We start from the raw sequence: 21,596 nt of genomic DNA, 5'->3' as shown, positions 1-21,596 counted from the left end.
CAGCGAAACCGATGGACACAAAAGTTATGAGGGTTGTTGAAGCTGCCTTTATTCCAAGTGTTAGCAACCCGATTTTTAAAGACTTCATCGGATATGGTGGACGGGTCCTTACAAAGGTACTTGGAAATCTCACGAAAAGACTTGCTTTCATCTAGAGATTGTTCAATATAGCGACGGTCCTCGATTGTAAGATGTTTATGATTCCCTGGTATAAGTTTTGACATAGTGTTATCCTCCTTATGCCGCCGGTTTGGACAACTGATAGAACTATACCGCTAGAAGGAATCATATGCAAGAGTAAACCCTACTTATCCAAGACTAAGTCCTACATAGGATGAACAGGGCAGGATTTAGAAAAATAATTTACGCCTCACCTTTTTGCACAGTCGCTTATTTACATCCCTCCTTTATCATGCTAAAATGATAAACAGTAACGATTTAACACAGAAAAGTTTTAGGAGGGTATTTCATGATAAAACTATATGAGAATGGTGTCTATCTGTTAAACGGAGCCGAGATCGTTGAAGATACCGGCAATGTACAGGTTCCTTCCACGAAGGAAGAGGCAGCGAAACATACAATTGCGTACGGAATCCTTAATGCTCACAACACATCACCGGATATGGAGCATCTTCAGATTAAATTTGACAAGCTGACATCCCACGATATTACATTTGTCGGGATCATCCAGACGGCAAGGGCTTCAGGACTTGAGAAGTTCCCGGTTCCTTACGTGCTGACGAACTGCCATAATAGTTTATGCGCGGTAGGTGGTACGATCAATGAGGATGACCACATGTTTGGACTGACCTGTGCGAAAAAGTACGGCGGCGTCTATGTTCCGCCTCATCAGGCAGTTATCCACCAGTTTGCACGCGAGATGCTTGCAGGCGGCGGAAAGATGATTCTTGGTTCAGACAGCCACACACGTTATGGTGCACTTGGAACGATGGCTATGGGAGAAGGCGGTCCGGAGCTTGTGAAGCAGCTGCTGAATAAGACTTACGATATCAAAATGCCGGGCGTGATCGGTATTTACCTTGATGGAGAACCGATGAAGGGCGTCGGCCCTCAGGATGTGGCTCTTGCGATTATCGGCGCTACATTTGGAAACGGCTATGTTAATAATAAAGTAATGGAATTTGTAGGACCGGGCGTCAGCAAGCTGAGTGCTGATTTCAGAATTGGCATTGATGTTATGACGACAGAGACAACCTGTCTTTCTTCCATCTGGAGGACAGATGAGAAGATTCAGGAGTTCTACGATATCCACGGCAGAAGCGAAGAATACAAAGAACTTAACCCGGGAGCAGTTACCTATTATGATGGAATGGTTTATGTAAATATGAGCGAGATCAAACCTATGATCGCGATGCCATTCCACCCGAGTAACGTTTATACAATTGACGAGCTGAATGAGAACCTCGAAGATATTTTACATGATGTTGAGAAGAAGGCACTTGTGAGTCTTGACGGGGCAGTGGATTATTCTCTGCAGGATAAGATTGTGAACGGAAAGTTCTACGTGGAACAGGGAATCATTGCAGGATGTGCGGGCGGCGGATTTGAAAATATCTGTGCTGCGGCAGACATTATCAAGGGTAAAAATATCGGACACGATGAATTCACATTCAGTGTTTACCCGGCAAGTACGCCGATTTATATGGAACTTGTAAAGAACGGCGCGGTTGCTGACCTGATGGCAGCAGGAACGATTGTGAAGACTGCTTTCTGTGGACCCTGCTTCGGAGCGGGAGACACTCCGGCCAACAATGCGTTTTCCATCCGCCATTCAACGAGAAACTTCCCGAACCGTGAAGGTTCCAAGCTCCAGAACGGACAGATTTCTTCTGTTGCATTGATGGATGCACGTTCGATTGCGGCTACGGCAGCGAACAAGGGATTCCTGACACCTGCAACGGCAGTGGATGTGGAATATACAGGACAGAAGTATCATTTTGATAAGAGTATCTACGAGAACCGTGTATTTGACAGCAAGGGTGTTGCTGATCCGAGTGTTGAGATCAAATTCGGACCGAATATCAAGGACTGGCCTGCTATGGCTGCCCTGCCTGAGAACCTGATCTTAAAGGTGGTATCAGAGATTCATGATCCGGTTACGACGACAGACGAACTGATCCCGTCCGGTGAGACTTCCTCTTACCGCTCCAACCCGCTTGGGCTCGCTGAATTTGCACTTTCCAGAAAAGACCCGGCTTATGTCGGACGTGCGAAAAAAGTACAGGCTGCACAGAAAGCAATCGAAGCGGATACATGCCCGCTGGATGCGCTTGAAGAGTTGAAGCCGGTAATGGCGAAGATCCAGGAGGTTTATCCGGAAGTCGGAAGAGGCAATATCGGAGTCGGCAGCACTATTTTTGCAGTGAAGCCGGGAGACGGTTCTGCGCGTGAGCAGGCTGCATCCTGCCAGAAGGTACTCGGGGGCTGGGCGAATATCGCAAATGAATATGCAACGAAACGTTATCGCTCCAACCTGATTAACTGGGGCATGCTTCCATTCCTTACAGATGAGGACCATGAACATCTTTCATTTAGCAACGGAGATTACATCTTCGTTCCGGATGTGAGAAAAGCGGTGGAAGAGAAAGCGGATACGATCAAGGCATATGTGGTCGGTGACGGCCTGAAGGAGATTTGTTTCCATCTCGGGGAACTGACAGATGTGGAACGCGAGATCATCTTAAAGGGATGTCTGATTAACTATTACAGGGGATAATAAGAACGCATCGGGTAACCGGTGCGTTTCTTTTCTGCCTGAAAAATATTTTTTGTTTTTGTGCAACAAAACGACTTGCTTTTTACTCTTATATACAGGAACGAAGCATGAGATGCTGTTTCGTTTTCATTCATGAATGTAAAGGTTTCGCGAAACGAGAGAGGAGGGGTGCAGATGTATGATTATGAGCAGGGCTCAGAGCTGGAACTGATCAGGCGTTCCCGAAAAGGGGATGTGAAGGCATTTTCGGAGCTGTATGCCAGAATCCATGTGGAATTATACAAGTTTGCATTGTACACGTTAAAGCATCCTCAGGATGCTGAGGATGCAGTCAGTGAGGCTGTCATGGCGGCCTATGAGAACATTGGCGGCCTGAAGAAGGAGGAATCCTTCCGGGGATGGATTTTTAAGATTTTAAGCAACCAGTGCAGGAAAAAGTTCCGGGATACAAAGCAGACAGCGGAGCTGGAGACGGATATACCGGACGAAGAAAAGGATTATGCGAAAGCTCATGATGTACGGGAAGCATTTCTGCTTTTGAGTGAAGAGGAACGTATGATAGTGGCGTTTTCTGTGTTCGGGGGCTACCAGAGTGATGAGATAGGCGGCATGCTGGACCAGAAGGCGGCCACCGTCCGATCGAAGAAGACCCGTGCACTGGAAAAGATGCGGCGGGTTCTGGAGTAGAAAGGGGTGTTATAAATGAGTTTTGAACAGGAACAATTTGAAGAAGAATTAAAGGCGAAGACAAACGAGGTAGAGGTACCGGATTCCCTGAAGCCTGAGAATATTGAAAAAATGCTGGAACAAAAGACAGTGAAGAAGAAAAAATGGAAACCACTTTATACCGTCTGTGCGGCGGCAGCCTGCTGTGTCCTCGTGATTGGCATTGCAGTTGCAGGAAACGGAATGCTGACAAAGAACAACGGGGACCTGTCGGAAACGGCAGATTCTGCCGGCAGGAAATCTTCCGCTGACAGCGGAGGGGTATCCGTGGACAAAACCATTGCATCGGCAGAAGATTATGACCAGATATATAAGTATATTAAGGCGGAGAAAAAGAATCAGGATAAACTGTACGGGGGCTACGGAAACACCGGTTCTGTCATGCCCGAGAGCAGGGTAGATGACGGCGCGATGGAAGACTCTGCCAATACGGCGGCCGGGTCGGCGGAGAAGAGTGTTTCTGCGGCAGATCAGGCATCAGCCTATTCCGATACGAATGTGAGGCAGGAAGGTGTCGGTGAAGGAGATATTGTCAAGACCGATGGCAGCCGACTCTATATTCTGAACGGACAGAAGATTCAGATTGTAGATATAGAGGGCGAAGAGATGGAAGATCTTGGAGCCATCAGGATGGAAGATGACTGTTTTGTTTCTGAACTTTATGTGAAGGATGATAAACTGGTCGTTGTCTATACGCGGTCGGAGTATGAAGATGGTGAGAACGGGTATGGCGGAATGTATAAACAATATACGGTCGCGGAGACTTACGATGTAAGCAATCCTAAGGAACCGAAGTCCGCCGGAATGATTACGCAGAGTGGTAATTTTTATACGATGCGTGTGATCGGTGATTATGTATATATGCTCAGTAATTTTCAAGCAGATGTACAGGCGGCGAGGGATGATATTTCCTCCTATATTCCTGAAATAAACGGGAAAGCAGTAGATAGCGCCAACATCCTGCTTCCCCAGTATATACGCGGCAGCCAGTATACAGTAGTGGCTTCATTTTCTCTGAAAGACCCTGATAAAAAGGTCGACAGCAAAGCCATTTTTGGAAGTGCAGGCCTTGTTTATGTGAGCAATGAGAATATCTATGTCTGTGAAGGATATTATAATTCTGAGGACTCGATTGTGACGCAGACCTGCATCAGAAAGGTAGCCTACAAGGACGGCAGCCTGAAGGCAGTCGGGCAGACAAGAATTGACGGGACTCTGAATGATTCTTTCAGTATTGATGAATATGAAGGCAATTTAAGACTGGTTACAACGGTCAGCGCAACCGGCAGGAGCGTGTCTCCTCTTGTACTTTTCGGAACGGTCAGTGATACGGCAGAGAAGGACAGCAATGCACTGTATATTCTGGATGAGAATCTGGAGGAACTAAGCAAGATAGACGGGCTCGCAAAAGACGAGATGGTATATTCTGCGAGATTTATGGGGGATACAGGGTATTTTGTAACTTATAAACAGGTGGACCCGCTGTTTTCCGTGGATTTGTCTGACCCGAAGAAACCTAAGATACTGGGAGAACTTAAGATACCGGGATTCTCAGATTACCTGCATCCTTACGGGGACGGGCTGCTGCTCGGAATCGGAATGGACGTGGATGAAACGGGAACGGTGACTAATGGTGTGAAGCTGTCCATGTTTGATATATCAGATCCGTCCAATGTGAAGGAAGTAGAGAAGTATGTGCTGGAAGATATTTATTCCAGTGCGGTATCCTACAATTACAAGGCAGCGCTCATCAGCACGGACCGGAACCTGATCGGGTTTACTGCATACGGGCAGGGCCCGCATTATTATCTTTTCTCCTATGATGGTAAAGATGGTTTCAAGTGTCTGTTTGACAGGGAACTGGGCAGTTCCTACGAAGGACGGGGCGTGTATTCCGGGGATAAAATTTATATTGTGGCGGGAAATACTGTGGAATCCTATGCGATAGATGGTTTTAAGAAGGTGGATGATATCGTTTTGTAGTGTGTTAAAATTAAAATCCGTTCTGCATAAATGTGCAGGGCGGATTTTGGTTTTTATTACGCTTAGTAAGATATATGCCTAAATACTTAACGAGGTATTTTACGAGTTTAGCATTTATGGTATAATGCTCGCACTTAGCGTGGTTTTATCACGCTTAGTAAGACATATACCTAAATACTTAACGAGGTATTTTACGAGTTTAGTATTTATGGTATAATGCTCGCAGTTAAGTGTGGATTAAGACAGAATGAAGTGATACAGGAGGCATAACAGATGATATTTGATACGCATGCTCATTATGATGATGAGCAGTTTCATGAGGACAGGGACGAACTGCTGGGGGCTGTACATGACGGCGGCGTGGGAACGATTGTGAATGTCGGTTCGGATGTAGCGTCATGGGAGGATATCCGGACACTTGTTGGGAAGTACCCCTTCATATACGGGGCGGCCGGTGTACATCCGGACGATGTGGGGGAATTGGATGAAGAAAAGTTTTCACGTCTGAAAGGGATTTTGCAGGAAGAAAAGTTTGTGGCAGTAGGGGAGATTGGCCTGGATTATTACTGGGATAATGAAAGCCATGAAATTCAGAAAGCATGGTTTATACGCCAGCTTGATCTGGCAAGAGAACTTGGAATGCCGGTCATTATACACAGCAGAGATGCGGCCGCCGATACGTTTGAGATTATGAAGGAACACGCAGAGGGGCTGGACGGAGTGATCCATTGCTTTTCCTATTCGGTGGAACTGGCAAGGGAGTATGTGAAAAGAGGGTTTTACATTGGCATCGGAGGCGTGGTTACGTTTAAAAATTCCAGAAAGTTAAAAGAAGTGGTCGTGGATACGCCGTTGGAATCCCTTGTACTTGAAACGGACTGTCCGTATCTGGCGCCTGTACCGAACAGGGGCAAAAGGAATTCTTCACTGAATCTGACGTATGTGGCGGAGGAGATTGCCTCCTTAAAGGGTGTGACTTATGAGGAGGTGGTGAAAACGACAGAGGAAAACGCGAGACGGCTGTACCATATGGAACCATAAACCTGATCCGGCATATACTAAAAAGAATATGACCGGGATGTGTGAGATTATGTTTTATGTGAATTCTACGGATGGGGTAAAAATAGCTGTTTATGATTATAACTGCGGCGGGAAGGAGACCGTGCTGCTGGTTCACGGATGGCCGCTGTCCCATAAGATTTATGAGTATCAGATTCCGCTTCTGGTGCGCAGGGGCTACCGGGTTGTGGCACTGGATTTAAGGGGCTTCGGCCAGTCGGATGCACCGGGGTGCGGCTACAGTTATGACCAGATGGCCACGGATATTTTTCAGGTAGTGAAGCGGCTGCGCCTATGGTCCTTCAATCTGGCCGGCTTCTCGATGGGCGGGGCAATTGTACTTAGATACATGCGTTTATTCAGAGGATATGGGGTGAAGAAGCTGTTCCTCTTTGCCGCGGCCGCGCCATGCTGGACACAGCGGCCGGGATTCCCTTACGGTCTGACAAAAGAATACGTTGACGGACTCATCTGCCAGATAGAGACAGACAGGGCGAAGTTCGCGGAGTCGTTCAGCAACCAGCTCTTTGCGAGTCCGCAGAGTAAATGTATTCTGCTCTGGTTCTGGGAGATTGCTATGTCGGCATCTGCGGTCGGGACTATCGGGACGGCGGTTTCCCTGCGGGATGAGGACGGCCGGGATGACCTGTGTTATGTAAAGGTTCCGACAGTAATTATCCACGGGGCAAAGGACGAGGTGGTGTCAAACGACCTGGCACAGATCCAGCACGAGACAATCTGCGGAAGCAGGCTGTTTACACTGGAGAACAGCGGACACGGAATTATGTATGACCAGCTGCAGGATTTTAACGAAATTTTTATAAGTGAGTTAGAGTGCTGACTGTCTGCATGATTGTGTGCTGCCGTTTGAGAAGCATATTTTACGTTGTGCGGATAGGTAAAATATATTATACTGGTTAGGAAGAAATAAAATGCTTAAAAGCAGGGAGGAACTTATGAAGGAGCCGACATTAGGCAATCCGCAGAACACAATTGCAGTTTTGCAGAAGTATAATTTTATGTTTCAGAAGAAATTCGGACAGAATTTTTTAATAGATACACATGTGCTGGATAAGATCATCCGCTCGGCGGAGATTACATCAGGCGATATGGTTCTGGAAATCGGACCGGGAATCGGGACAATGACCCAGTATCTTGCACAGGCAGCCGGGAAGGTCATAGCAGTAGAGATCGATAAGGCACTGATCCCTATACTGGAGGACACACTGGAGGGATTTGAGAACGTAACAGTGCTCAATGAGGATATCTTGAAAGTTGATGTAGCTGGACTCGCCCAGCGTGAAAACGGGGGCAGGCCAATCAAGGTGGTTGCAAACCTGCCGTACTACATTACGACCCCCATCATCATGGGACTTTTCGAGAACCATGTTCCTGTAAAAAGCATTACAGTCATGGTACAGAAAGAAGTCGCAGAGCGTATGCAGGTAGGACCGGGGACCAAGGATTACGGCGCACTGTCCCTTGCCGTTCAGTATTACGCAAAGCCCTATATCGTGGCAAATGTACCCCCGAACTGCTTCATGCCCAGGCCGAAAGTGGGATCAGCGGTCATCCGTCTGGAGAGATACGAGAACCCGCCGGTACAGGTCGATGATGAAAAACTGATGTTTAAAATAATACGTGCATCATTCAATCAAAGGAGAAAGACACTGGCAAACGGATTAAAAAACTCGCCGGAGCTGGATTACACAAAAGAACAGGTAGAGGCAGCGATAGACAGCCTGGGGAAAGGAGCAAGCGTGCGGGGGGAGGCACTGACACTAGAAGAATTCGCCACATTAAGCAATTATTTGGGACGTAGTAAAGTGTAAAAAGGCTACGTCCCAAATTGGGTTTTGTGGTGTCCCAGAACGAGAAATGCCCTGTACCTTTTTGGAGATTTCTTTCTTTTTAGGCAGTTCATAAATATTTAATACTCATTTCATTGTATAAAACCCGCTTTTTTAGTATAATAAAGAAATGACACAAGTGATTATGATAAGAGGAAGGGAGAGGTTTTATGGCAAGAGTACCTAAAGACATTGACAACATCTTTTTTGAAAACACTCCAAAGATTGAGGAATTAGCCCGGATATGTGAGGAGAACAATGCAATTGAAAAAGAGCTTTACACGAAGTATGAGGTAAAAAGAGGCCTGCGTGATTTAAATGGTAAGGGTGTACTGGCAGGACTGACGAATATCTCAGATGTGTGTGCGACAAAGATCGTAGATGGAAAAGAAGTTCCTTGTGCAGGAAATCTCTATTATCGCGGTTATAATATCAAAGATCTGGTAAAAGGATTTCTGGAGGCGAAGCATCCGGGATTCGAAGAGACGGCATATCTGCTTTTATTCGGCAGTCTTCCGAATAAGCAGCAGCTGGATGAGTTCCAGGGAATGATTGCGGAGCGTAGGATGCTTCCTCCTAATTTTGTGCGGGATGTGATCATGAAGGCTCCGAGCAAAGATATGATGAATATGATTTCCCGCTGTATATTGAATCTTTATACCTACGACGAAAAGGCGGATGATACTTCTATAGCGAATGTGCTCCGTCAGTCTCTGAACCTGATCAGCCAGTTTCCAATGTTAATGGTTTATGGATATCATGCATATAATTACAGAAGGGGTGAAGACCTGTATATTTATGCGCCTTATCCGGAGTTATCCACAGCAGAGAATATTCTGATGATGCTTCGTGAGGACCGGAAATATACGGAACTGGAAGCTAGAATTCTGGATATGGCCCTTGTGCTCCATATGGATCACGGCGGTGGTAACAACTCTACGTTTACAACCCATGTTGTAACATCTTCTGGAACAGATACATATTCAACGATTGCCGCGGCGATGGCGTCCCTGAAAGGACCTAAGCACGGTGGTGCGAATGTGAAAGTAACCCAGATGTTTGATGATATGAAGCAGAGACTGACTGACTGGAAAGATGATGACCAGATTCGCCAGTATCTGACTGACCTGCTGGATAAGAAAGCATTTGACCAGAAGGGTCTTATTTATGGTATGGGCCATGCTATTTACTCAGTATCCGACCCGAGAGCTGATATATTCAAGAATTTCGTAAAGCAGCTTGCAACAGAGAAGGGGTACGAGGAAGAATATGCGCTTTATGAAAAGGTAGAGCATATGGCACCTGAGATCATCAGCGAAAAACGCAAGATGTACAAGGGCGTTAATGCCAATGTGGATTTCTACAGCGGTCTTGTTTACAGCATGCTGGATCTTCCCCCGGCACTGTATACTCCGATTTTTGCAGCAGCGCGTATTGTTGGCTGGAGTGCACACAGACTGGAAGAGCTTAAGAATGTGGATAAGATCATCCGTCCGGCATATAAGCCGCTCGCACCTTACCGTGATTACATAAAATTAGAGGACAGGTAGAGGATAACGATGAAAGATGAGTTTTACTTCCCATCAAAGGATGGTAATACAGAGATTCATACAATTGAATGGAAGCCAGAAGGCGAAGTAAAAGCGGTTCTGCAGCTTAGTCATGGAATGGTTGAATATATTAACCGTTACGATGAATTTGCGGATTTTCTGTGCCGGCAGGGATATTATGTGGTTGGCAACGACCATCTGGGGCATGGGAAGTCTGTCCAGAGTAAAACGGAATATGGATTCTTTAATGAAAAATATGGTAATGCCTGCGTGCTCGGTGACATGCACACACTTCGTCAGAAGACTTTGAAAAAGTATCCTGATGTTCCATATTTTATGCTGGGACACAGCATGGGATCTTCTCTGCTGCGGCAGTATATACAGATGTATGGAAACGGATTAAGTGGAGCTATTGTGATTGGCGTTGTGGCCGATCAGAAGCGGGCGACGCTCCGTTTTGGAAAGCGACTCTGCCGGATTGTGGCGGCATTCAAAGGATGGCATTATCGCAGCAAGTTTATTGACGGCATGGCAATCGGAAGCTACAATAAAAGTTTTAAGCCAGCCAGAACGAGGGCTGACTGGGTGACCAGTGATTCCGAGAAGCTGGATGCGTATGTGGCCGACCCGCTTTGTTCATTTGTGTTTACAGTGAATGCCTATTACCATATGTTTAATGGAATGCTCCAGATGCAGAAAAAAGAGAGTGTCTATATGATTCCAAAGACGCTTCCGATTTTGATTGCAGCTGGTTCTGAAGATCCGGTCGGGAATTTTGGAAAGGGCGTAAGAAAGATATATGAGCAGTATAGGGCAGCAGGAATCAAGGATGTGACACTGCGGCTGTACTCAGGCGACAGGCATGAACTTCTGAATGAGACAGACAGAAAGCAGGTCTATCAGGATCTGTATGAATGGCTGGAAAGTAAAATATCATCTTAATTCTGTAATATTAAAAAGAGATATAATTGAGATATGTGAGAGAGGACAGACTGAAAGGTTTGTTCTCTTTTTATATTATTAAAATAAGGATAGAATCCGGAGCCATGTGTATACTAAATATGCGTAGATTTTTTACAGCAAGTACCTTGAGGGTATTTGAACAGCGTTTAAAATATACAGTTTAAGAGGTGAACAGGCAGATGAATAAGAAACAACAGGAAGAGCAGAACCGTCAGGGAAACAGAAATGAATTTAACAGCATTACGGAAAAGAAAAAGCCGGAAAATCAGAATCAGGATCATAATGCACGGAAAGAAGCATTTGACGTGAAAATGAGACAGGTTTAGTAAATAATCCTGAAGATATAGCAAAGAGGATCTGGCGGCGGAATACGGTCCGGAGATGCCCAAATATGCAAGTCGTCTCGAGGAGGGGAGGGCTTGCATATTTACTTTACGCAATTTTAAAGGAATATGTTTCCGGGTACTGAGTGACATTCATATTAGCCAATGATATAATGCGTACAGGATAACAAATGAAGGTTCATGGAGGCTTATGAGATATGCTGTGTATATATGACTGGTTCGGATATAATGTTTCTGTAAAAGAGAGATACATACTTATAAAAAAAGCAGGATTTGATGGAGTTTTATTGTGGTGGAGTGACGGCTTCGGACGTGGTGCCGATTATCAGGAGGGTGTGGAACTTGCAAGGAAGGCAGGGCTGTTTATAGAAAATATCCACACACCTGTCCAGAATCAGGATAAACTTTCACTTGATAATTTAGACGGGATAGATTTGTTACACTGCTATTTGCAATGCATCAAAGACTGTGCGGAATTCGAAATTCCTACGATGGTTGTTCATCTGCCCGATAACTAATTCCCTGTAAACGAATTGGGGATGGAGAGAATTAAGAGGATTGCTGAAAAAGCGGAAAAGTATGATATTAATGTCGCTATGGAAAATCTAAACAATGTTGAAAATGTGGGACGCGTACTGAATGCCATTAAGTCCCCTAAAATAGGATTCTGCTATGACAGCTGCCATCATGCTAATTATGAGCACGAAGTTAATTTGCCGGGAATATATGGGGATCGTTTGGTGGCACTGCATTTACATGACAATGGTGGAGAGATAGGACAGCATCAGCTGCCGTTTAATGGGAAGATTGATTGGCCGGATGTTATGGGAAAAATAACTTCGACTGGATATAAGGGAGCGACTGCCTTAGAACCAATGAACTGGGGATATGAAAACCTATCGATAGAAGAATTTCTCGGTAAGGCATATGAAAGTGCAACGTTATTGGATAATATGAGATCTGTGGGAAAATAAAATCGTAATGACCACGAAAACCCCCGCAGTATCGGCTGCGAGGGCTTCGTTGTTATTATAGTTATCTAAAGGAATGAGAGTAAAGTGCGACATCTTGGGTCTCCCCAAGATGTCTTTACTTTATGAGGGGGGAGATAGTTGTTTATCAACTATCTGAGTACTAGTATAAAAGTAAAATGTGACGAAAGTATGTTATAACTATTAAAGAAATCGAAAGATTATTATGAAATTCTTAAAATCAAATTATAATGCCGTCAGATAAAGTGAAAACATATGGATCAGCTGGCTGATTTGTTTTTGCAGCGCCGATTCTTCCTTTGCATAATCTTCTGCACTTAACAGCCCTATATAATTAAGCATGGACAGATTCATACGGGAAATGAACTGTATGGCCTCATCTATAACAAGACCGGGCTTTACACTTCCATCTTCTACGGCCCTGCCTAGCATATCCCTCATCTTATCTTCAAATTTATCAAATAAAGTCTGAAAAGAACTGTCCTGCTTTTCAGCGGAAGGATTGCTGCGCATATGGACATTAAACAATAGAAGCAGTGTGACATCATCTCTCTGGCTGAGTGCTTTCGCATAAAAATTACGAAGCAGCAGAAGAAATGAATCCAGACCGCTCGTATCTGAGATGGATGAAGGAAGAAAATCTACCTGATTCATATTATTATGTACGATCTGCTCTTTAATTGCGATCATGATATCGTCACTGTTTTTGAAATATTTGTAGAGTGTTACAGTGGAGATATCCAGATTACGTGCCAGCTGCTGAATATTGAAATCGGAAATTCCCTGATTCAGGATCATTTCACGCGCTTCATCCAGGATTTCTGTTCTGCGTTTCCGGCGCATTTGTTCGAAATATGCTGCTTTATCCATAATATACTGCTCCTTCTAATGGAAAGCTTTTGCTTATTAAAAAGCTGTTCTTAATCTTTAATCATTATAACAGCTTCAAATTAGATTAGCAAATGTGTATAATTTAGAAAAATATATTTGTATAATATGCCTACTTGTATATTCTGAAAAATAGAGTTAACATAGTGTTAATTCAATTAACTGGCAGATAATGGTTGCGATAAAGGAGGAAAATGATGTTACAGGCAGCAGTGATTTTTCAGAGTAGTATGATTCTGCAGAGAGGGAAATGTCTCGCGGTATGGGGAACCGGGAACCCGGGAGAGACAATAGGCGTACAGATTCAGGGAAGAACAGGACAGACAGTAACAGAAGCAGATGGAACCTGGAGTGTTGATCTCCCGCCGTTGGATGCTTCGGTAAGTGAAGAACTTATCATAAAGTCTGACAGTCATAAAATTATATTCGAACAGGTAGCAGTTGGTGAGGTGTGGGTGGCAGGAGGGCAATCCAACATGGAGTTCCTGATGCGCTATGAAAAGCATAAGAAGGAAGAAGTGAAAGACTGCACAGACCCGGATATTCGCTTTTATGATGTACCCGAGGTATGCTATGACGGACAATTGGAAGAGTTTGACTACAGCAGGCAGGGAATCTGGAGAAAGGCCGATCCGGAGAATCTGGATTATTTTAGTGCAGTCGGATATTATTTTCAGAAGGCATTGAAGGAAAAATTGAATGTGCCTGTAGGAATCATCGGCTGTAATTGGGGTGGTACAGCCTCCTGCTCGTGGATGAATCCGGAAACAGTGAGAAAGGTCGGAGAACCGTGGATGCAGGAGTATGAAACTAGAACAGCATCTATGGACATGGAGGAATATTGGGAGAATCAGCATGGGAACCAAATGAACGATAAGGGAAATCCTTTAGCAGATGTATTTGGGGAGTTTATGATGCCGAGAACCCCAACAGAAGAAGAACTGGTGGAGTTTTTCAGTCATATCAAAGATAATTTTGAAGAATATGCAAATATATTACAGCCGCAGGCGATACCGGGCAGTCTCTATGAGCATATGCTGAAGTCAATTGTGCCATATACCATCAAAGGCTTCTTATGGTATCAGGGCGAAAGTGATGATGTTCCAGGACTCAATGTACTGTATAAAGATATGCTGTCGGGCTTAATTTCAGACTGGCGCAGGCTGTGGGGGGATGAGGCGCTTCCGTTCCTGATCGTTCAGCTTCCTGGCTATGACTGCTGGCTGATGAACACGGAAGAAAATCATTACCCTATTATTCGCAGATGTCAGGAGGCTGTGGCAGATTCTGTAGAGCATACATATTTGTGTTCGATTTCCGATGTGGGGGAAGAAAAAGATATCCATCCAAAAGATAAAAAAACGGTGGGACAAAGGCTTGCACTGCTTGCCCGTGGACATGTATATGGTGAAGAAATTTTATGCGATGCACCGAGGGCGGTATCAATTAAACGAAATCCAGATGGCGTGGCAGTCACATTTGAACATGCAGAGGGAGGATTGGAAATTAAAGGCGGTCACCTGAATGCGTTGCAGATTATTTCTGAAGGGACAGAACAGGAATATTCTGTTTATACAGAGGGAGATCAACTGATCATACGGATGGGGAATCCTTTAGAAGAGGGGGTGAGCATAAAATTTGCGCAAACACCCTGGTATCAGGTAAACTTATATAATAAGGCCGGAATACCGGCAGTTCCGTTTGAATTCAGCCTGTAAGAGGGGAATGCGGAATCATTAAAAATAACTGCCCTTGTTTTTGACCGAACTGGGCAGTTATACATAAAGTGCCAAGAAGCAAATAACAAACAGTATAAAGCAGATTTTACAAAGGGGCACGGACAGCGAAAACCCGCTAACCTTCCGGCTAACGGGTTTCGTTGTTTTTATAGTTATCTAAAGGAATGAGAGTAAAGTGCGACATCCGGGTCACCCCAAGATGTCTACTTTATGAGGGGGGAGATAGTTGTTTATCAACTATCTGAGTATTAGTATATAAGATAAATGTGCATAAAGTGTGTCATATTTATAAAAAGAAATAGAAAAATATTATGAAAGTCTAAAATATTATTAATTAGCGTATAAAGTATACGCAAAAACATATTCGTATTGGTTTACATATCTAACATTTATCTGCATAATTATCATGTAGTCTATCATGGCTTTTTACCCGCAGCTGGATAGGATATAAAATGCCGTGAAGCCCGGTTTCCGGGCTTCCTCTAATTTAACTTGTTTATAAAGTGTTATATTTATTTGTCCCGATTTGAAAGGAGAAACGTATACAAGGAAGATAACATTACTCTTAACGCATGGTTTGAATAAAACGGACTTTGAGCCGACACGCCATTTTATACTATCAGGGGACCGCGAAAACCCCCGCAGTATCGGCTGCGAGGGCTTCGTTGTTTTTATAGTTATCTAAAGGAATGAGAGTAAAGTGCGACATCCGGGTTACCCCAAGATGTCTACTTTATGAGGGGGGAGATAGTTGTTTATCAACTATCTAGATATTAGTATATAAGGTAAATGTGCATAAAGTGTGTCGGTTCTATAAAAGAAATCGAAAAATTATTATGAAATTATAAAATCATGAAATCCGGATTGTATTTCCGGCATAAATCAGGTTCGGATTGCTTATGCCGTTCAGCCGCTGCAGTGCGCTGACGGTTGTTCCGAATTTCAGGGCGATTCCGCTCAGTGTATCTCCGGGCTGGATTGTATAATAGCGAGCAGCAGGGGCTCCATCCTCTGGAACGCGGATTGTCTGGCCGGCATAGATCAGATTCGGATTCGTGATGCCATTGAGTGCTGCGAGTGTTTGGTAGGTTGTTCCGTAACGTTGTGCAATGCCGCTTAAAGTATCGCCCGGCTGGATTACGTAAGTGATATAGTTTTGCGCAGGAGGCGTTGGTGTGGGCGTTGGCTTACTGCCGTCCAGATGATTCAGGCCGGCTTTCTGGATCACAGAAGAATAATCCACAAACGATGTATCCAGATCAACGTTCCCTCCGATTCCGGGGACACTCCCCTGATCCGTATACTGCCACATCCCACATCCGGTGCTGTCAAACTGGCTGTTGTAATAAGCATACCAGAGTGCGTAACGGCTGGAAAGATCTTCAGATACATAATTATTTAAAAAGTTGCGGTTACTGTAGAACATGGCGAAATATCCAAGTTCTTCTATTCTGTTGCAAAAGCTCCGGATAAATTGTGTCGCAAGATTTTTGGTCAGTGTGACCCCGTTTTCGGCAGCATAATTAATGGTTGCCTGTTCTATATCGTAACAGACCGGATAATCCAGCCTGTATGAAGAAATTGCGTTAATACAGCCGTCTGCTTCCTGACGGGCTGTTTCTGGACTTACTGCGTAGCAGAACCAGTATACACCGATCGGGAGACCGATCCTGTTGCATTCAGCGGCATTTCTTTTAAACTGTTGGTCCAGAGTGCCAAAGCCGTAGCCGGCGCGGAGCATGGCAAACTGATAACCGGCGGCTTTCACCTGTTCCCAGTCGATAGTCCCCTGAAATTCACTGACGTCGAGGCCTTTTATATTCATAAAAACTCCTTTGCCATATTAGATATGGGAATATTATCATTTCATTATATGTAAGAAACAGTAAAATCGTTCATATAAGCAATGATACTGTAAGGATAATAACCATGCAGGGATTGATCTGGGGGATAGATTTTTTAATTGAATAATAGAGCAGAGACAGATATAATGTTCTTATTGAGTATGCATTAGAATATAATATGTGAAAATCCCGGGGGAATTATGGTATGGAAAAAACAAGTGAGAAGAAAAAAGAACAGTTTGCATCGGATACTTCGAAACGAGATGCGAAGGGATGGGCAAAGGCGCTGGTGATTCTGCTGGCAGGACTGATTATAGCACATCTGGGCGTTACTCTTTTTCTGCTCTCAGAATTGGGGACAGATACGTTTACTGTTTTTATTCAGGGGCTGTCAAGGACGGTGCATCTGACAGTCGGAACAGTGCATGTCATTATATTGTGCATCCTGATGGTGGTTATGTTGTTGACAACAAAGGGATATGTAAAGCCGGGTACGGTAGTGTGTGCGTTCTGCGGCGGTCCTATTATCGATCTGTTCACATGGATGTTCCACCCTTATATTAATGCAGACGCGTCAATGGTAATCCGTGCAGTAAGTATGATAGCAGGCTGCGTGATCCTATCCGCAGGCATGTCTATTGTAATTAACAGCAATGCAGGGACCGGACCGAATGATCTGGTGGCTATCATACTATCGGATAAGATCCAGTCGGTAGAGTTTCGGTGGGTCAGGGTTGGCTGTGATCTGTTTTTCGTAGTGCTTGGATTTGTGTTGGGAGGTACGGTAGGTGTAGGAACGATTGTTGCGGTTTTCCTGACGGGACCGCTCGTACAGTTCTGGCTTCCAAAGACGAAGGCCGTTGTACAGAAGATATTAAAAGAAGAATAGGGTAAAAAAGGAGTGGCTGGAATTGCTTCCAGCCTTGAAAAAGTTATGAAAAAGAAAATCTATATTTAAAAAGGTTATTGTCCTTTGATAGTTAATACTTTACAGGATAAATGTGTTAGTTATGTGAGAGATAAATTAACAATTTATGTATGAAATTTGAATGAATTATGAAGAACGTTAAGGTATTGTTTATATTATACTTAAAAAGAGAGCCGATGACTAGAATACACCTAGCCGTTGGTAAAATAATTTGTTATAAGTAGCGCCTTACTTTACCAGAGCGAGGGCGCTGCTTTTTGCATTTAACATAACCTACAAAGAATAAGCTGCACCTGAAATATAGGATAGGTGGGGTGGAGTATTTCCGGAGGAATTGGAAGAGCGAGGTCGAGATGGATGCGCTTTATGGACGTCTGTGACACTAATAAAATACTAATAGCATTTTATAATCTCATAATTATAAAAGGTCAAAACATAAGGAATCCTTTAAAACCGCCCCTTATGGTCTGTGCTGTCATATCTCTATTTTGCAAGCATCCCTTTAATTTAAGAATTTCATAAGATTTTCCCCAATGGGTCTTAAAAAATCTCAGATATCATGTATACTGTAAGGGAGGTGATGAAAAATGTATAATATTTTAGTTTGTGATGATGATAAGGAAATCGTAGAAGCAATCGAGATATATTTAAGCCAGGAAGGCTATCATGTGATGAAGGCATATGACGGTGCAGAGGCGCTTAAGCTTCTGGAGACGGAGAACGTCCATCTGCTTGTGCTGGACGTCATGATGCCGAAACTGGACGGTATCAGAGCCACCCTTAAAATACGTGAAAACAACAGTATCCCAATTATTATCCTGTCTGCAAAGTCAGAAGATGCGGATAAGATTCTGGGACTGAATGTCGGTGCTGATGATTATGTAACGAAACCATTCAATCCACTGGAACTTGTAGCGAGGGTCAAATCTCAGCTGCGCAGATATACCCAGCTCGGAGGAACCGTGAAGGAGAAGTCTGAGAAGGTATATGAGGTTGGCGGCCTTGCTATTAATGATGATTTGAAGGAAGTTACCGTGGATGGGGAAGTTGTGAAGCTGACGCCGATTGAGTACAACATTTTATTATTATTAATGAAAAATCAGGGGAGAGTTTTTTCTATTGACCAGATCTATGAGTCTATCTGGAATGAGGATGCGATCGGGGCAGATAACACGGTCGCTGTGCATATCCGCCATATTCGTGAGAAAATTGAGATCAACCCCAAGGAACCCAGATATCTGAAGGTGGTCTGGGGCGTGGGATATAAGATAGAAAAACTCTAGAAAGGAGTATTATGAAGAACTGGTATAAAAAGCCGGTGACGAAAGGTATTCTTCTTCTGCTTGCACATATCACGGCTGTTTTTGCTGTCCTGAGTATGGTTATCATACTGTCTTTTTCGGGGAGCCTGGGGAGTGAGAACTTCCTGAAAACTTCCGGCAGGCCTTATGAAGAATCTTCAAGTTTTAAGAATATGGTTTATGATGCCACATGGGAGGTCATGGAAGGCATCGCCATGAAGAATAATTTTGAGTCGGACGGAAAGTATAACCCTAATAAGCTGGTTGACATCGTGGATCTGGCCAAGAACGGAAGGATTACCGGGGAGGGGGAGAACGGTCTTGTCTATGAACTGGAGGACCTCGTAAACTGGAGCAACGAATATATAGATGATGGTTCGGATTATGACGATGCGAATGTTGTTGTCTGTGAAAAGCCCGATGGGACCTATCATTATTATTATATGAGTGAGTTTAAATCGCTGCTGGAGGATGGAAAGCTTAAGATTGAACTTGAAAATTCGACTCAGGACCAGTTTTTAAGTGAGCTGGAACGGGGCAATTATACTTCCGGTTATTATGATACCATTGATATAAAGAGTGAAAATGGTGACACGGAGTATACGGACTGCTGGACGTTTAATAATGCCCTGAAAGAGAAATATACCCCTGTAGGGGCCGCGAATATACTGGAGGCGGTGAATAACACACCGGAGCTGAACGGCAAGCTTTCCAGAGTATATGGATACCTTCAGAACATTCTCAACTCTCTGTCATATCAGGTGGACCGGTATCTTTATTCCGGGGATACATGGGAAGAGGGCAATACGAATTTCACATATATGTTTGTGGATGAAAATGAAAAGAAGGTTTATACAAATAACAGTAAGTTTAAGAACTATGATGACGTAAAAGATTATCTGGAAACGATGAAGTCCGGGACGGATCACAAGTACCTGATCGTCAAGCCAAAACTGGCGGAGTTTGAGTCTAACATGGATATTTCGGCAAATGAATGGCGTTCTATGGTGAAGTCTTATAACTATAGTAAAAAGGCGGACTGTATATTTGCAGCGTCAATCGATACCAATTTCCCGATTCAGGATGCATTTTACACAGACGCACAGGATTACAATACGTATGCACCATATATGAAGCTGGCGTCTGTTGGAAGTATTCTTTGTTCGATCCTGTTCTTTGTCATATTAATCTGGATGACACTGATTGCCGGGAGATGCGGGGAGGACGGGGAAGTCCGGCTGAATGCTTTTGACAAGTGGCCGACAGAGATTGGTGCGGGTGCAGTAATAGTCCTCTGGATTGTGCCTGCCATGCTTATCGGCAGTTCAATGGGCGGATTTTACGCATCTACAGTACACGAAACCACATCAGATATCTATGCTACGGGGGTAATAACCAAAAGTTACCAGACATACGGGGATTATCTGGGGGCTTCTGATCTAATACTCGCAGGGATTCTGGCGGCATTTACTACATTCTGGTTTTTGTTCGGGTTCCTGAGTCTGGTGCGAAGGATTAAGGCGAAGACACTTTGGTCAAACAGCCTGCTTAGGCGTGTCTGCCGGTTCCTGAAGGAAATGTGGCGTAACCGGAGCGTGACTTTCAAGGCAGTACTGCTTCTTGCGGTATTTATTCTCTTACACTGGTTTGCAATGGCCATGAATGACGGCGGCTGGTTCTTTATGATGATGCTTGCTTCTGAAGCAGTGGCACTTTATTTTGTCGTGAAAAGCGCAATTGCCAAGAGCCAGATTAAGAAGGGTATAAAGGAAATCGCGTCTGGAAATGTAGATTACCAGATCCCGCTCGACCGGTTAAGAGGCGAGAACCTGGATATAGCCGAGAGGGTAAACGATATTGGAAACGGTCTTCAGAGAGCCGTGGAAGAGGGCATGAAGAGCGAACGCCTGAAAACAGACCTGATTACGAATGTATCGCATGATATTAAGACACCGTTAACATCTATTATAAATTATGTTGACCTGCTCAAAAGGGAAAACTTTAATGATCCGAAGATACAGGGATATCTGGATATACTGGAGACTAAGGCACAGCGTCTGAAGACACTGACGGAAGATGTTGTGGAGGCATCCAAGGTAAGCAGCGGCAATATCACGCTGGAGCTTATGGATGTAAACCTTGTGGAAATGATCAACCAGACAGAAGGGGAGTTTGCTGAGAAGTTTGAGGCCAAGAACCTTCAGGTTGTTCAGAATCTGCCTGACGGGCCGGCCATGATTCATGTCGATGGGCGGCGCATGTGGAGAGTATTGGAGAATATATACAACAATGCAGCAAAGTATGCGATGCCGGGAACAAGGGTATATGCGGACCTGTGGGTGGACGAGGAGCATGTCAGATTCTCCCTGAAGAACATATCCGAACAGCCGCTCAACATCTCGGCGGATGAGCTGACAGAAAGATTTATCCGCGGTGACATATCAAGAAGTACAGAAGGCAGCGGGCTCGGATTATCCATCGCAAAGAGCCTGACACAGATGCAGGGTGGAGAATTCAGACTATATCTGGACGGAGATTTGTTTAAAGCAACAATAGAATTCCCAAGAGTGAGATAATACTAGAAAAAATGCGAAGGGGTCAGACACTTTTTCAAAGGGGTCTGACCCCTTTGCCCGTCGTTTACAGAATATTCTGATTCTTGCGCTATTTCTGGTTTTGCTTTACAATAGGG

18 protein-coding genes are annotated in these 21,596 nt (G+C 44.2%); 15 read left to right on the top strand and 3 right to left on the bottom strand.

Features of this window, described 5'->3' with window-relative positions; all coding sequences use genetic code 11:
- Window positions 1-224, bottom strand: a 224-nt coding sequence (locus A8806_RS26995; RefSeq protein WP_146203268.1) for a helix-turn-helix domain-containing protein, incomplete at its 3' end; no start/stop codon positions are given.
- Between the two features lie 245 nt (window positions 225-469).
- On the opposite strand from A8806_RS26995, the gene A8806_RS08920 reads away from it, so the two are divergent.
- From A8806_RS08920 to A8806_RS26590, 11 genes are all read left to right on the top strand, one after another.
- On the top strand, window positions 470-2,737 hold the full coding sequence (locus A8806_RS08920; protein WP_109730840.1) for a hydratase: 2,268 nt from the start codon (window positions 470-472) through the stop codon (window positions 2,735-2,737).
- A 174-nt stretch (window positions 2,738-2,911) separates the two neighbouring features.
- Window positions 2,912-3,424, top strand: coding sequence for an RNA polymerase sigma factor (locus A8806_RS08915; RefSeq protein ID WP_109730839.1), 513 nt, complete (start codon window positions 2,912-2,914; stop codon window positions 3,422-3,424).
- A 15-nt stretch (window positions 3,425-3,439) separates the two neighbouring features.
- On the top strand, window positions 3,440-5,446 hold the full coding sequence (locus tag A8806_RS08910; protein ID WP_109730838.1) for a beta-propeller domain-containing protein: 2,007 nt from the start codon (window positions 3,440-3,442) through the stop codon (window positions 5,444-5,446).
- A 273-nt stretch (window positions 5,447-5,719) separates the two neighbouring features.
- A complete protein-coding gene (locus A8806_RS08905; protein WP_109730837.1) occupies window positions 5,720-6,487 on the top strand; it encodes a TatD family hydrolase in 768 nt (255 codons plus the stop codon).
- Between the two features lie 49 nt (window positions 6,488-6,536).
- Complete coding sequence (locus A8806_RS08900; RefSeq protein ID WP_109730836.1) at window positions 6,537-7,346, top strand: alpha/beta fold hydrolase; 810 nt, start codon at window positions 6,537-6,539, stop codon at window positions 7,344-7,346.
- A gap of 115 nt (window positions 7,347-7,461) precedes the next feature.
- Window positions 7,462-8,337: a 16S rRNA (adenine(1518)-N(6)/adenine(1519)-N(6))-dimethyltransferase RsmA gene (gene rsmA, locus A8806_RS08895; protein WP_109730853.1), complete on the top strand. Its 876-nt coding sequence runs from the start codon at window positions 7,462-7,464 to the stop codon at window positions 8,335-8,337.
- 188 nt (window positions 8,338-8,525) lie between these two features.
- The gene (locus A8806_RS08890) at window positions 8,526-9,905 is read left to right on the top strand and encodes a citrate/2-methylcitrate synthase (protein ID WP_109730835.1); all 1,380 of its coding nucleotides are present in this window, start codon (window positions 8,526-8,528) and stop codon (window positions 9,903-9,905) included.
- Window positions 9,906-9,914: 9 nt separating this feature from the next.
- Window positions 9,915-10,847 carry an alpha/beta fold hydrolase gene (locus tag A8806_RS08885; protein WP_109730834.1) on the top strand — a complete coding sequence of 311 codons (933 nt, stop codon included), beginning with the start codon at window positions 9,915-9,917 and terminating at the stop codon, window positions 10,845-10,847.
- A gap of 200 nt (window positions 10,848-11,047) precedes the next feature.
- The gene (locus tag A8806_RS26135; protein ID WP_181368635.1) at window positions 11,048-11,194 is read left to right on the top strand and encodes a hypothetical protein; all 147 of its coding nucleotides are present in this window, start codon (window positions 11,048-11,050) and stop codon (window positions 11,192-11,194) included.
- A 215-nt stretch (window positions 11,195-11,409) separates the two neighbouring features.
- A complete protein-coding gene (locus tag A8806_RS26595) occupies window positions 11,410-11,730 on the top strand; it encodes a sugar phosphate isomerase/epimerase (RefSeq protein WP_242996006.1) in 321 nt (106 codons plus the stop codon).
- Window positions 11,731-11,751: 21 nt separating this feature from the next.
- Complete coding sequence (locus A8806_RS26590; protein ID WP_242996005.1) at window positions 11,752-12,186, top strand: sugar phosphate isomerase/epimerase family protein; 435 nt, start codon at window positions 11,752-11,754, stop codon at window positions 12,184-12,186.
- Between the two features lie 243 nt (window positions 12,187-12,429).
- Here the strand turns inward: A8806_RS26590 and A8806_RS08875 are convergent, their stop codons facing one another.
- Entirely contained in the window at window positions 12,430-13,074 is a 645-nt protein-coding gene (locus A8806_RS08875; RefSeq protein WP_109730833.1) for a TetR/AcrR family transcriptional regulator, read from the bottom strand.
- A 212-nt stretch (window positions 13,075-13,286) separates the two neighbouring features.
- On the opposite strand from A8806_RS08875, the gene A8806_RS08870 reads away from it, so the two are divergent.
- On the top strand, window positions 13,287-14,810 hold the full coding sequence (locus A8806_RS08870; RefSeq protein WP_109730832.1) for a sialate O-acetylesterase: 1,524 nt from the start codon (window positions 13,287-13,289) through the stop codon (window positions 14,808-14,810).
- Window positions 14,811-15,681: 871 nt separating this feature from the next.
- Here the strand turns inward: A8806_RS08870 and A8806_RS08865 are convergent.
- Window positions 15,682-16,656, bottom strand: coding sequence for a LysM peptidoglycan-binding domain-containing protein (locus A8806_RS08865; RefSeq protein WP_109730831.1), 975 nt, complete (start codon window positions 16,654-16,656; stop codon window positions 15,682-15,684).
- 224 nt (window positions 16,657-16,880) lie between these two features.
- Here A8806_RS08865 and A8806_RS08860 point away from each other — a divergent pair, with 224 nt between their 5' ends.
- The 3 genes from A8806_RS08860 to A8806_RS08850 all read left to right on the top strand — a co-directional run bounded on the left by A8806_RS08860 (window position 16,881) and on the right by A8806_RS08850 (window position 21,480).
- Window positions 16,881-17,564, top strand: coding sequence for a YczE/YyaS/YitT family protein (locus tag A8806_RS08860; protein ID WP_109730830.1), 684 nt, complete (start codon window positions 16,881-16,883; stop codon window positions 17,562-17,564).
- Between the two features lie 626 nt (window positions 17,565-18,190).
- On the top strand, window positions 18,191-18,886 hold the full coding sequence (locus A8806_RS08855) for a response regulator transcription factor (protein WP_109730829.1): 696 nt from the start codon (window positions 18,191-18,193) through the stop codon (window positions 18,884-18,886).
- 11 nt (window positions 18,887-18,897) lie between these two features.
- Window positions 18,898-21,480: a sensor histidine kinase gene (locus tag A8806_RS08850; RefSeq protein ID WP_109730828.1), complete on the top strand. Its 2,583-nt coding sequence runs from the start codon at window positions 18,898-18,900 to the stop codon at window positions 21,478-21,480.
- Window positions 21,481-21,596: the final 116 nt, after the last annotated feature.

Source organism: Faecalicatena orotica (assembly GCF_003149245.1).
GTDB lineage: Bacteria > Bacillota > Clostridia > Lachnospirales > Lachnospiraceae > Faecalicatena_A > Faecalicatena_A orotica.
This window is presented reverse-complemented; position numbering and strand designations above follow the sequence as displayed.